At 64.9% G+C, this 12,837-nt stretch carries 7 protein-coding genes; 2 read left to right on the forward strand and 5 right to left on the reverse strand.

Annotation, left to right across the window (positions count from 1 at the left end):
* The first annotated feature begins 41 nt into the window (after positions 1-41).
* The gene (locus tag FJ950_RS02165; protein WP_140614822.1) at positions 42-1,280 is read left to right on the forward strand and encodes a DUF1501 domain-containing protein; all 1,239 of its coding nucleotides are present in this window, start codon (positions 42-44) and stop codon (positions 1,278-1,280) included.
* 53 nt (positions 1,281-1,333) lie between these two features.
* On the opposite strand, the gene FJ950_RS02170 is transcribed toward FJ950_RS02165, so the two are convergent.
* Entirely contained in the window at positions 1,334-4,744 is a 3,411-nt protein-coding gene (locus tag FJ950_RS02170; protein ID WP_140614823.1) for an acyl-[ACP]--phospholipid O-acyltransferase, read from the reverse strand.
* A 512-nt stretch (positions 4,745-5,256) separates the two neighbouring features.
* On the opposite strand from FJ950_RS02170, the gene FJ950_RS02175 reads away from it, so the two are divergent.
* Positions 5,257-7,011: a sulfatase-like hydrolase/transferase gene (locus FJ950_RS02175; protein WP_140614824.1), complete on the forward strand. Its 1,755-nt coding sequence runs from the start codon at positions 5,257-5,259 to the stop codon at positions 7,009-7,011.
* 4 nt (positions 7,012-7,015) lie between these two features.
* Here FJ950_RS02175 and FJ950_RS02180 read toward each other — a convergent pair whose 3' ends face one another.
* From FJ950_RS02180 to FJ950_RS02195, 4 genes are read right to left on the reverse strand one after another with little or no spacing between them, the layout of a single operon-like run.
* Complete coding sequence (locus tag FJ950_RS02180; protein WP_140614825.1) at positions 7,016-8,593, reverse strand: indolepyruvate oxidoreductase subunit beta family protein; 1,578 nt, start codon at positions 8,591-8,593, stop codon at positions 7,016-7,018.
* A complete protein-coding gene (locus FJ950_RS02185) occupies positions 8,586-10,739 on the reverse strand; it encodes an indolepyruvate ferredoxin oxidoreductase subunit alpha (RefSeq protein ID WP_140614826.1) in 2,154 nt (717 codons plus the stop codon). The genes FJ950_RS02180 and FJ950_RS02185 overlap by 8 nt, the downstream gene beginning before the upstream one ends.
* Positions 10,740-10,777: 38 nt before the next feature.
* The gene (locus FJ950_RS02190) at positions 10,778-11,260 is read right to left on the reverse strand and encodes a MarR family transcriptional regulator (protein ID WP_015314077.1); all 483 of its coding nucleotides are present in this window, start codon (positions 11,258-11,260) and stop codon (positions 10,778-10,780) included.
* Positions 11,260-12,831, reverse strand: coding sequence for an NAD(P)/FAD-dependent oxidoreductase (locus FJ950_RS02195; RefSeq protein WP_140614827.1), 1,572 nt, complete (start codon positions 12,829-12,831; stop codon positions 11,260-11,262). Before FJ950_RS02195 ends, FJ950_RS02190 begins: the two co-directional genes overlap by 1 nt.
* Positions 12,832-12,837: the final 6 nt, after the last annotated feature.

Consider the following 12,837-nt stretch of genomic DNA (forward strand, 5'->3'; position numbering starts at 1 on the left):
ACGATAGGTCCGGCGCCGACAACTCCCATGGAGACGAAGTCATGAGCCTGCTGTGCGAAACCCCTCACCCTTCCCGCCGCGCCGTGCTGACGACCGGCGGCGCGCTGTTTGCCTGGGCCTATCTGCCGCGCTTCGCCCGTGCCGCCGACAACCGCGACCCGCGCCTCATCGTCATCGTGCTGCGCGGTGCGCTGGACGGCCTGTCGACCGTCGGTCCGGTCGGCGATCCCGACTATGCCGGCCTGCATGGCGACATCGCCCTGTCGCTCACCGGCCCGCACGCGGCACTGCCGCTCGATGCTTTCTTCGCGGTCAATCCGGCGATGCCGGTGTTTGCGCGGCTGTTCAAGAACAAGCAGGCGGCTGTCGTGCACGCCGCCGCGACCGGCTATCGCGAGCGCTCGCATTTCGATGGCCAGGATGTGCTGGAAAGCGGCTCTGCCGGTCCCGGCCATGTCGCCACCGGCTGGCTCAATCGGGCGCTGGAGAACCTGCCGGCGGGCGACCGCGTGGCGACACTCGGCGGCCTGGCCGTCGGACCGTCGACGCCGCTGGTGATCCGTGGCGCGGCTCCCGTGCTCGGCTGGGCGCCGCAATCGTTGCCGGCGCCGGCCGGCGACCTCGCGGCGCGCGTTCTCGATCTCTACCAGCATCGCGATCCGGTTCTGGCCGTCGCGCTGCAAAAAGGTCTCGACGCCGATCGCATGGCGCTTGACGACCAGATGGGCGCCAAGACGATGAAGCCGAAAGGCGGCCTCGACAGCGCCGCCGGCTTGCGGCAGGCCGCGCAAGGCGCCGCCAGGCTGATCGCCGCCGATGACGGGCCGCGTGTCGCGGCACTCGCCTTCGATGGCTGGGACACGCATGTCAACGAAGGCGGCGCGACCGGCCGCCTCGCCAGCCTGCTCGGCGGCCTCGACGGTGCCTTCGAGGAATTCAAAAAAGGCCTCGGCGAGCGCTGGAAGAATACGGCAATCGTCACCATCACCGAATTCGGCCGCACCGCGCGGATCAACGGCACGGTCGGCACCGACCACGGCACCGGCACCGTGGTGCTGCTCGCCGGCGGCGCCATCAAGGGCGGCCGCGTCATCGCCGACTGGCCGGGGCTGAAGCCCGCGCAACTTTACCAGCAGCGCGACCTTGCGCCGACCAGCGACGTGAGGGCGGTGCTGAAAGGCCTGCTCGCCGACCAGTTCGGACTTTCGGCCTCGGTGCTCGGCGAGAAAGTGTTTCCGGACTCAGGTGCGGTGAAGCCGATGATGAACCTGATCGCCTGAAGGCTGGCGGCGCCGCGTCTCCTACCGTGGCGCCGTCTCGCTGTCGCCGGCGATCAGGCGGCCTCGACCTTGGCTGCCTGCAAGGCTTCGCCGCGTACCAGCCTGGTCACGCCGACGAAGTCGATCTTGCCCGAGCCAAGCACCGGTACATGCGCCACGACGCGCACTTCAGCCGGCACCATCAGGTCCATGGCGCCGTTTGCCTTGGCGAACGCCAGAAACTCGGCGCGCGTCGCTTTCTCGGCCTCGGTGATGAGAACGAGTTTTTCACCCTTGCGCGGGTCCGGTACGGTCGCGACCGCCGAGAGCGAACCTTTCCACAGCTCGCCCGCCAGCGCTTCCACCGCAGCCAGCGAAATCATCTCGCCGCCGATCTTGGCGAAGCGCTTGGCGCGGCCGCGAATGCTGACGAAACCGGCATCGTCGATGCTGACGATGTCGCCAGTGTCGTGCCAGCCATCTTGCAGCGGTTCGAGCACACCCGGCTTTTCGGCCCTGAGATAGCCCGCCATGACGTTGGGACCGCGCACGAACAGCCGTCCACCGCCCTCGACGCCGATCACCGGTTCCAGATGATATTCCATGCCGGGCATGATTTTTCCGACCGTGCCCGATTTGTTGTACATCGGCGTGTTGATGGAGATCACCGGTGCCGTCTCGGTAACGCCGTAGCCTTCGAGAATGCGGAGGCCGAACTTCTCCATGTAGGTTTCGCGGGTCGAGGCCTTGACCGGCTCCGCACCGGAAAAGCAATAGCGCACCGAGCGGAAATCATAGGGATGCGCTGTACGCGCATAGCCGCTGAGGAAGGTGTCGGTGCCGAAGATGATCGTCGCGTTCGAGGCATAGACCAGTTCCGGCACGATGCGGTAGTGCAGCGGTGACGGATAGAAATAGACCGGAACGCCGGACACCAGCGGCAGCACCGTGCCCGCCGTCAGGCCGAAGGAATGGAAGATCAGCAGAACGTTGAACACCTTGTCGCCCGAATGGAAATCGATGCGCGAGGCGGCTTGCGCGGCGTTGGCCAGGATGTTGCGGTGGGTGAGCACGACGCCCTTCGGCGTCCCTTCGGAGCCCGAGGTGAACAGGATCACGGCCGCGTCGGTGGCCTTGCGGGCAACCCTGGGCGTGCTCTTGCGCAGCAGGCCGAGCAGCTTGTCCTTGAGGCCGATGGTCGCGCGCAGATCATCGAGCCAGACGATATCGACCGAGCGGCCGATCTCCTCGACGATCGCGCCAAGCTTGGCCTGTTCGACAAAGGCCCGCGAGGTCAGAATGGTGGTTACCTGCGCCGCCTTGCAAGCGGACAGGATGTTGGCGGCACCGGCGGTGAAGTTGATCATCGCGGGGACCTTGCCGGCGGAGATGACGCCGAGCAGCGCGGCACAGGCGCCATTGGCGTTGGGCAGCATGATGCCGAGCGTGTCCTGTCCGGCATAGAGCGTCTCGAACTTCTCGCCGAGCACGGCGACAGCCGTGAGCAGCTTGCCGTAGCTCAGCGAACCGGCGACCGGATCCTGCACGGCAAGTTGCTTCATGCCGCGCTCGGTCGCCGTCTCGATGATCCTTTCGAGCACGGTCTTGTCGATATGCTGGGTGCGGAAGACGAGGTCGGACATCACCTGGTAGAGCGCGGCGCCGGCGGCGGCGCGCCGCTTGCGTCCCTTCAGCTCGTCGTCGACCTTGAGCCTGACCGGCGGCAGTATGGTCACCTTGACCTTCGGGAACAGGCGGCGGCGCACGTGCTGCGCCGTCAGCCGCGAGAAGGGGCTTTTCTCCAGCCCCTCGATGCGGATCGGCACCACCATCGAGCCGGTCTTGTCGGCCACCATGGCGGCACCGTCATAGACCTTCATCAAGCCGCCCGTGACGGTGATGCGGCCCTCGGGGAAGATGACCAGCGGGTCGCCGTTCTGCACGATCTTGATCAGCGTGCGTGTCGACATCGGCTTGGACGGATTGAGCGGCAGCGCGCGGGTCAGCTTTAAAAACGGCTTCATCCACCAGGCCTGCGCAATGGTGTAGTCGATGGCGAAGACCGGCTCCTCATTGGTCAGCGTCAGAGCCAGCGGTCCATCGAGGAAGCTGACATGGTTCAGTGCCAGGATGGGTGCCGGGCCCGCGGCCTTGAGATTGTCCAGGCCTTCGACTTCCAGCCGATGGAAGGCGCGGAAAAGAATGGAGACAAAATCGCGGAAGGCATTGGTCGGCAGGTATTTCAGCATCAGCCAGGCGGCGACGGCATTGGCCAGGGCGAGGCCGAACAGGATGCCTCCCGTCGAGACGCCGGCTGCCTGGATGATGGCGACGAGCAAGCCGCCGACGGTCATGAAGCCGGCGTTGACGATGCTGACCGCGGCGACGACCCGAGCGCGGCGCGCCTCGGGCGACCAGGCCTGCACGGCGGCAAAGGTCGGCACCACAAGGAAGGCGCTGGAGATGGCCATGCCGGCGAGGTCGATCGCAACACGGATCGTGTTTGGCCCGGCCAAGAAGAGGCCAAGGGTGCCGGACCTGGGTGAAGGCTGCATGCTCCAGATGGTCCATGCGAGGTCGAGGCCGAACAGCGCCAGCAGCGCCGTGCCGACCGGTGCGGGCAAAAGCACGATGCGTCCCTGCGACATCCACGCGGCGATTGCCGAGCCAATGGCGATCGAGATAGCGAACACCGCGAGATAGGCGGTGACCGCGATCTCGCCACCGCCGAGCTGATCCTTGACCAGCGTCGGCAGGATCGAAAGCACAATGGCGCCGATCAGCCAGAACCAGGACGTCATCAGGCCGGCGCGCCAGATCCGTGAGTCCGTGCGCAATTCGCTGACCTGGCGCCAGGTCGAGCGAAAGACATTCCTGTCGATGACGAGGTCGGGCGCCGCGGAGCCGGTTGAAGGGATGTAGCGGCTGACGGCCCAGCAGCCGGCGGCGAGGATCATCATGATCGGCCCGAAGACCGAGACGCCGATGCCATCGGCCGAGACGACGCCCCCGGCGATGGTGCCGCCGAGGATGGCCGCGAAAGTCGCCGACTCGATCCAGGCGTTGGCGCCCGGCAATTCCTTGCGTTCGAGGTGATCCGGCAGGATCCCGTATTTGATCGGCCCGAACAGCGCCGAGATGATGCCGAACATCAACAGCGCGGTCATCAGCACGGGGATGGAGGACAGCGCGATGCCGACGACCGCCACGGCAGCGGCGCCGATCTCGGCAAATTTCAGCCGGCGGGCGATGAGCGCCTTGTCGAAGCGATCGGCGATCTCGCCGCCCAGCGCCGACAGGAGCAGGAATGGAGCCATGAACACGGCGCCGGCCAAAGTGACCAGCGAGGCAGCCTGATCGGCGGCAAGTGTAAAGAGGATCAGGAACACCAGCGTGTTCTTGAGGAAATTGTCGTTGAAGGCGGACAGGAACTGCGTCCAGAAAAGTGGCGCGAAGCGCCGCGAAAGCATGAGATGCGTGTTCATGGCGATTTCCATCTGGCGAGACCTATCCGGCACTGTGCCGACGACCCCGCGGGTTGCGTGCGCTGTTTCAATCGCAGAGATATCAATGAGCTGGTTAACTTCCTTACTACCTGTGACCTTCTCCAGTGCTCAGGAGTTGGCCCGTCCAACCCCACCGCGATGGGGGCGAGTGTCGTCCTCCGAACTTAGGTGAACGCTGTTCATTTCCATAAGCTATCACTTTTTGAACAATGTTCAATCAGAAAAATGAACGATGTTCACAAATACGTGAATCGTCATCAAGATGGGAACTGTCTTGCCCCTTGTCATAGACGCCCCGTTGTGGCCGCTTAGAAAGACGCGCCGACCAAGCAGTAACATTGGGCTGATGACGCGTTCGGTGTTCGACATGTTTACAGATGCAGCATGCTGAAGGGGACCGGTGCATCCGCATTAACGTTAAATTCACTATGGATTTGTTCTGACTGCGCAATTAACCGAAGAATTTCCCACAATTGTGCTGGGGCATATCCATGGGAAAATTCGCGGCTCAGCTTCAGAATTTCTTGCGGCTGCTCTGCCATCCGCTGGTGCTGGTTGCGGTCAGCCTTGCCGGCCTTTTCGGCGCCGGCAGGGTCGAGCATGAATGGCTGTCGGTACCGTTCTCGCTGGCGCTGGTGGCGGTCGTCGCGGGGATCCTGTTCCTGGTAACCGCACGCTTCGCCTTCTCCGTCTATCTCGCCTGGACGATCGTTGGCGTGCTGACGCTGATTTCAGCGATCAAGTTTCGCATGAAAGGCTTTTCGCTGCACTTCTACGACACGGTTTTCGTCGCCAGGGATCCGGAAGTGTATCGGTTCCTCGTCGGCTCCTACCTCCATCTCATCGTGCCTGTGGCGGCAGCGCTGACGCTTGGCGTCGCCGCGGCGATCCTGATCTTCCGCGTCGACCGGAAGCGTGGTTGGCCGTTATCGCTACGCGCCGTGATGCTGGCCGTGCTCGTCCCCCTGGTGCCGCTGACCTTTCCGGCCGAGGCGTCGAAGGACCGCTATTTCTATTACATGCAGGGCCGGCACATGTCGGCCTTCTTTGTCTCGCTCCTGGATCTGCGTAACCTGGTCGTCGAACCAGCTTTCGAACAGCGGCTGCAGGTCGTCATCGCGCAGCCGCCCTTCGCCGATACGATCGATTGCGGCGACAGGGCAGCGCTTCCCGATATCTTCTTCGTGCTCAGCGAAAGCCAATCCGATCCGGCCAATTTCCCCCAAGTCGGCAGGGGCGCGGGATTTCTACAGCGCTTCGCACCCAAGGCCGGCGCGCCGCACCCGATGCAGGTCGAGACGTTCGGCGGCGGTACCTGGATCACCAATCTGTCGCTGATGACCGGTCTTTCGGCGACCGATTTCGGCTGGCGCAGCCCCTATCTGACGATCACGCTGCAGGACAAGGTCGCCGGCGCCCTGCCGGAGGTTTTGGCGCGATGCGGCTACCGCACCGCCGTCATGACGCCGATGGATTTTACCTTCGTCAATGAAGGGCCGTTCCTGAAATCGATCGGCTTCGAGACAGTGCTCGACATCAAGGAAATCGCAGCGCCCTTCTACCACCTGCGCGACAGCTTCTACTATCACGCGGCCGAGGCATTCATCGCAAAGCACCGCAGGGAAGATGGCCGGCCCCTGTTCCTCGAGATCCAGACCATGTTCCCGCACTCTCCTTACGAAGGGCGAATGGAACCGGACCTGAAGGTGGAAGGCGAGCCTTTCTCCGATGATGACCAGGCTGGCGAATATCTGCGCCGGATGGCAATCGCGCGCGGCGATTTCGGGCAGTTCCTCGAGCGCCGGGAAGCGGAGGCCGGGAAACGCGGCGCCGTGGTGCTCGAATTCGGCGATCATCAATCGTCGGCGACAAAGCCGTTCGTCGATGCCATTGCCGGCGACGACGCACTGGCAAGACCGCAGTCACTTGCCTACCGCACCTTCTATACGCTCTCGATCTTCAACCACCCGCTGCGCCATTCGATGCCCGATACGATGCCGCTCGATGTCGGGTTCCTCGGCGCCAGCCTGCTCGACGCGGCCGGTCTGCCAATGTCGCCCATGATGGTCGACCTCGTGCGCCTGCGCGACCGTTGCGGCGGCAGGTTCCATGGCTGCCAGGACCGGGCGGAGGTCGATGCACATCTGCGGCGGCGCGTTGATTCTGGGTTGCTGCATCTCTTCCCGCAGGCGGCGCCGCTTCACAGCCTCGCCGCACCACTCCAGTCGGCGGAGGCCAACCGCTGAAGTCTCAGGTGATGGGTCTTGACCCCAGCGTCGCCACGGTCTTCAGCGCGCCGTCGAGCATGTCGCCCTTCTCGTCCTTCAGCGCCGCCTCGCGCAGGCGGCGGATCCAGTCGGCGGCGTCGTCCCTGCCCTCGAGCAGATCAAGCGCCGACAGCACGCGGTCGAATTTCGACTGGGCGCGCACATGCGTGTCGCTGTAGCCCTTGATCAGCCGGCGGCAATTGAGGATTTCGACGGCAAGCGCGTAATCCGCCGGCACGTAGCCAAGCGCCAGCGTATACCAGCGGTCGAGATGCGCGACCTCGACCTTGTGGCGCAGCAGGCCGCGGCGCCAGCGGCGCAGGCCGCCGATGAACCACAAAGCGGCGAAGCCGGCGAAGCTGTCGGTGCGGATGCGGCGGCCCCGGTTGATGCGGCGGTCGAGGAAGGCTGCCAATTTCGGCCGGTCCTCGATGTAGCTGCCCAGCCTCGCCGGCAGCGTGCCGCAGAACTCCTCGATGCGCGGATGGAAGTACTCGGTCACTTGCAGGACCGAACCGTCCTTGACGCCAACCTCCTTGCGCACCCGCCTATCGCGGGTCGAGCGCGTCTTCAAATCGGCGACGCGGATCATGTCGTCATAGCACATGGCGTTGGCCAGATGCTTGGCGGCCGCGATTGACAGCGCATGGGTTGGATCCACGCTGTCAATCGCGACGGCCTTGTCCAGCCGGTCGAGATATTCGCGCCCATAGGCGATGTCCTGATAGTCGACGACCTTTCTCAGGCCCCTGAGCGCCATGTCGCGCACCGCCACCGGCAGCAGATCGATGCGAGCGGCAAGCGCCTGCCATCCCTGCAACAGGTTTCGCGGGCCACTCACATGTCCCGCACCCAAGGCAGATTCGACAATCGCCGTCTCCGTCGGGTTCGCCGCCGGCGCCGCCGTGCCGCGCGCACGATCATACGCGGCCGCGAAAGCGGCGAGGCTGGCCTTGACGCCACGGCCGCCGGTGCCAATCGCCTGCTCGTAGCTTTCACGGGTAAACGGCAGCGCGTCGGAGCCGGCCAGCGCGCCAAGCAGGCTGGCCGAGATCATCGAGCCGTTGTCGGCGGCGATCTTTTCCATGTCGAATGCGATGAAGCGCTTCGATGTGGCCTCGGCCGTGGCGTGGACTTTGGACGACGAAGCGCGGCCATCACCCGGTTCGATCTTTTCCGACACGGCCGCGATGCGGTGCGAGGAAGCGATCAGCGTCGTGCGGTTGGGGGTGACGAAGCCCCTGATGATGGCTCGGCCGGCTTCCATCAATTCGGCGGCGATCAGGATATCGACATCGCCCTGCGAGGGCGACAGCGCGAAGACCGGCAGGCGGCCGGTGTCGCGGGCCATTTCGATATAGTAGATGGTGGCGCCGGTGCGCTGCGCGACGCCGGCGACCGAGGTCGATTGCGCGACAAAGCCATTGCGCTCGGCGACGTCGGTGATCCAGTCGGCGAGCACGCCGCCGCCCTGGCCGCCGACGGCCAGAACGGCGAGCTTGATCACCGGCTCATCGGCAGCACCGGACCGGGGGCGCGAGGAAGGAACAGGATCAAGCATCGGCGAATATCAGGCGCCGGCCTTCGCGCCGCCTCTGCAGAAAGCCGATCGTCGCGCGACGCGCCGTCTCCAGGAAGCGGTCCCAGCGGCTTGGATTGTGCACGACGTCGGCGCGGTAGAAGGACGGGCACAGCACCGCGGCATCGGCGACCTCGCCGCAATTGCCGCAGCCGACGCAGTTCTGGTCGATCGACGCGACCGGATCGTCGCGCAACGGATCGTCGAGCGACTTGACCGACAGCGATGGGCAGCCGGAGAGCCGCATGCAAGCATGGTCGCCGGTGCAGATGTCCTCGTCGACGCCAAATTTCGGCTTGACGACACGCTCGCCGCCTTTGATCGCCTTGTCGACCATCGGCTTTTCGCGGCGCTGGCGATTGAGCATGCATTCCGACGAAGCAACGATGACTTTTGGCCCCTTCTCGTCCGTTGTCAGCGCCTCGCGCAGCGTGTCCTGCACCTTGCCGACATCGTAGGTGCGGTCGACATGGCGCAGCCATTTTACGCCCATGCCTTTCACCGCCTCGGCGATCGGATGCTTGGTCGACTTGGTCTTGTTGCCGGCGCGCGACGACAGGATATCCTGCCCGCCAGTGGCGGCCGAGTAAAAATTATCGACGATGACGATGACGCCATCATTCTTGTTGAACACCGCATTGCCGATCGATGAGGTCAGGCCGTTGTGCCAGAAGCCGCCGTCGCCGACGAAGGAGATCGAGCGGCGCTTGGCATCAGGCGCGTTGAACGCCGAGGCCGAGGCTGGTCCGAGCCCGTAGCCCATGGTGGTGGCGCCGAGTTCGAAGGGCGGCATGATCGAGAACAGATGGCAGCCGATATCGGAAGCGATGTGATGTTTGCCGAGCTCCTGCTCGACCAGCTTGGTCGCGGCGAAGATCGGCCGCTCCGGGCAACCGATGCAGAAACCGGGCGGTCGTCCTGGAACGACATTGATCAGGTCCGCCGTGTCGACGCCGTCGCCGACCTTGTTGGGTGCGCGCACTTCGCCCGGCAGCAGATGCGGGGCCTCGGCGCGCAGGAAGGCGCCGATACCGTCGAGCATGACCTGGCCGGTATATTCCCCAGCCATCGGCAGGTGCTCCTTGCCGACCAGCCTGGTGCCGCGCCCGGCCTTGTGCAGCATCGCGGCAAAAGCCTGCTCGATATAATTGGGCTGGCCCTCCTCGACGACGAGCACCGCCTGCTTGCCTTCGCAGAAGACCAGGAATTCGTCGTCGATCAGGGGATAGACGGCGTTGAGCACATAGAGCGGCACGTCGGTCTCGCCATAGGTGTCGGCAAGGCCGAGCCGCTGCAGCGCACGAATGACTGAATTGTACATGCCGCCCTGCATGACGATGCCGACGGAGCCATGGTCCGAGCCGAAGAACTCGTTGATCTTGTTCCTGGCGATGAAATCCACCGCCGCCGGCCAGCGCTTTTGCACTTTCTCCTTTTCGTGCAGGAAGGAGGCAGGCGGCAGCACGATACGGCCGGTGTCGCGGCGCGGTGTTTCGAGCGCATCGGCGACCGTCATCGGCGGACGCTTGTTGTCCTTGGCGATGAAATGGCCATGCACGTGGCAGCAGCGGATGCGCACCTGCAGCATGACCGGTGTGTTGGAGATTTCCGACAGTCCGAAGCCATCCTCCACCGCCTTGACGATGGACGGCAGGTTGGGACGCGGATCGAGCAGCCAGACCTGGCTCTTCATGGCGAAGGCATGGCTGCGCTCCTGCATGATCGAGGAGCCCTCGCCATAATCCTCGCCGACGATGATCAGCGCTCCGCCGGTGACGCCGCCGGACGCGAGGTTGGCCAGCGCGTCTGAAGCCACATTGGTGCCGACGGTCGACTTGAACGTCGCCGCGCCCCGGATCGGGTAATGCACCGAAGCGGCGAGCATGGCGGTGGCGGTGGCTTCCGAGGCGCTGGCCTCGAAATGCACGCCGAGTTCGCCCAGAATGTCCTGCGCGTCGGCCAGCACGTCCATCAGATGGCTGATCGGCGCGCCCTGGTAGCCGCCGACATAGCCGACGCCGCACTGCAGCAGCGCCTTGGTGATGGCGAGGATGCCCTCGCCGGCGAATTCCTCGCCGGCGCCAAGCCTCAGTTTTTCGACTTCCTTGGCAAAAGACCGTTCGGCCATGTCTGCCTCCTTCCGTTGCCGCCGACAGCTGGCGGCGCCTAGATGTCGTGCTTGCGAATGTTTTTGAGCATCTTCAAAAGCGTTGCGATGAGTGCTGCATATTCGGCGTCGTCGATATCGTCGAACATCGCCTCGAAGGCGTCATGCATGGCCGGCCAGGCGCGGGTGAACTCGGCGCGGCCGTCGTCGGTCAGGAACACGTGGCGGATGCGGCTGTCGGTGACGCCTTGCTCGCGCCGCACGAAGCCTTGCCCCTCCAGCGTGTCCAGCGTGCGGCTCAGGGTAGACTGCTCGATGACCGTATAGACCGAGAGGTCGTTGACGGTGACGCCGTCGGTGACCGAGAGCACCGCCAGCGTGCGCACCTGCGAAATGGTCAGGCCCTGCTTGCGGAAATCGTCGCGCAAGGTGGCGTTGTAGCGGCCCATGATGCGGTTCATCAGATAGGGCGCGAATTGCTGCAGGCCGATCTGGCCGAGGGTGGAAATGCGCTGGCGTTTTTCGACGACCTTCTGTTCCATCACAGCCTCCCTGCCAGCAGGAAGCCGGAGCCACCGCCGAGGCCCGCACCGGGATGGGTCGAGGCGCCGATATGGTAGAGGCCCTTGACGCCGGTCTGATGGTTGCGGCTGGTCTTGAACGGCCGCCACAGGAACGACTGGTCGACAACAGAGGAGCCGCCGTAAGGGTCGCCGCCGACCAGGTTGATGTTCATCGCTTCGAGATCGGCCGGCGAATAGGCGCGGCGCGCGATCACGCTGTCCTTGAAGCCGTCGATATGGCCGGCGAGTATCGCTTCAGCGCGATCGGCATAGGCCTCGCGCAGCGCCTCGGTCCATAGTCCGTCGGCAGGCGCATCGAGCTTGCCGGCGGCGTCGCCCTTGATGTAACGGGGCGCCTCGGGGAGTTGCAGCCACAGGATCGCCTGGCCTTCCGGACAGCGTGATGGGTCGAGCGCGTGCGGCTGGCCGACGCAGATGGTCGGCACCTCCGGCAGCATGCCGCGCGCCGCCTCGTTGCAGGCTTTCGAAACGCCATCCAGTCCGGGCGTCAGATGCAGCAGCGCCACCTTGTCGAGGCCCTCGCCGCGCCAGGACGGCGGCTTGGTCAGCGCGTAATGGATCTGAAAATTGCCCTTGCCATAGCGGTATTTCCTCGTCGCTTCGACGTCGTCCTTCGAAGCGTCTTTGCCGAGCAGACGGCCGTAAAGCTGCGTCGGCGTGACCGAGCAGATGACGCTCTTGTTCGCTGTGATCGTTTCGCCCGACGCCAGCCGCACACCGGCTGCGCGGCCACCCGCCTGGACGACCGAAGCGACGTCGGCGCCGGTGCGGATGTCGCCGCCGCGTTCCCTGATCAGCGCTTCGAAGGCGGCAAGCAGGTTCTTCGCCCCGCCCTTGACGATCGGCGCACCGGCAGCCTCCAGCGCGAAGGCGATCACCTTGGCGATCTGGCCGGAAAACGCATCTTCCGGGCCAAGCCCGGCATGCAGCACCCAGGGCGCCCAGAGCGCCCGAATGGTTTCGGACTGGTAGCTGCTTTCCAGCCAGCCGCGCGCCGGCACCAGCGCTTCGCCAAGAAAGGCGGCTAGGCCGCGCGGACCACGCCGCCAGGTATCGCCGGCCAGCAGCTTCGCCGTCGGGTACGACCAAAGCGCGCCGCCGAGCAGACCGAACAGCAGGCCGGCATTGCGCTCGATGCCGCCGACATCTTCCGCATGCCGGTCACCGTCGCCGGCCGCGATCGCGTTCAGCGCAGCGACATTGGCGGCGCGGCCGGTGCTGAGCACGGCATGGCTGCCGTCAGGCATGAGCACGCCGGTCGGCGTGCCGGTGTGGCAGAACTCCAGCCCGTGCCGGGCGAGGTCGCCGCCCAATGCTGCAAAGGCCGGCGAGGTGATGAACAGCACGAAGGTGGTCGCCATCACGTCGTGGACGAAGCCCGGCGCGGTGATCTCCTCGGTGCGCATGCAACCGCCGATACGGTCGTTGCGCTCCAGAACGAGCACCTTGGCGCCCTTGCCGCCGAGCATCGCCGCGCAGACCAGCGCGTTGATGCCGCTGCCGACGATGATGTGATCGGGGGCGGTCATCGAGGG

This window comes from Mesorhizobium sp. B2-3-14 (genome assembly GCF_006442175.1).
GTDB lineage: Bacteria > Pseudomonadota > Alphaproteobacteria > Rhizobiales > Rhizobiaceae > Mesorhizobium > Mesorhizobium australicum.

Bases quoted from the DNA above. Each gene is read 5' to 3' on its own strand.
- FJ950_RS02165 (WP_140614822.1), top strand. From the start codon at position 42: ATGAGCCTGCTGTGCGAAACCCCTCACCCTTCCCGCCGCGCCGTGCTG.
- FJ950_RS02190 (WP_015314077.1), bottom strand. From the start codon at position 11,260: ATGGAACAGAAGGTCGTCGAAAAACGCCAGCGCATTTCCACCCTCGGC.
- FJ950_RS02180 (WP_140614825.1), bottom strand. From the start codon at position 8,593: ATGCTTGATCCTGTTCCTTCCTCGCGCCCCCGGTCCGGTGCTGCCGAT.
- FJ950_RS02170 (WP_140614823.1), bottom strand. From the start codon at position 4,744: ATGAACACGCATCTCATGCTTTCGCGGCGCTTCGCGCCACTTTTCTGG.
- FJ950_RS02175 (WP_140614824.1), top strand. From the start codon at position 5,257: ATGGGAAAATTCGCGGCTCAGCTTCAGAATTTCTTGCGGCTGCTCTGC.
- FJ950_RS02195 (WP_140614827.1), bottom strand. From the start codon at position 12,831: ATGACCGCCCCCGATCACATCATCGTCGGCAGCGGCATCAACGCGCTG.
- FJ950_RS02185 (WP_140614826.1), bottom strand. From the start codon at position 10,739: ATGGCCGAACGGTCTTTTGCCAAGGAAGTCGAAAAACTGAGGCTTGGC.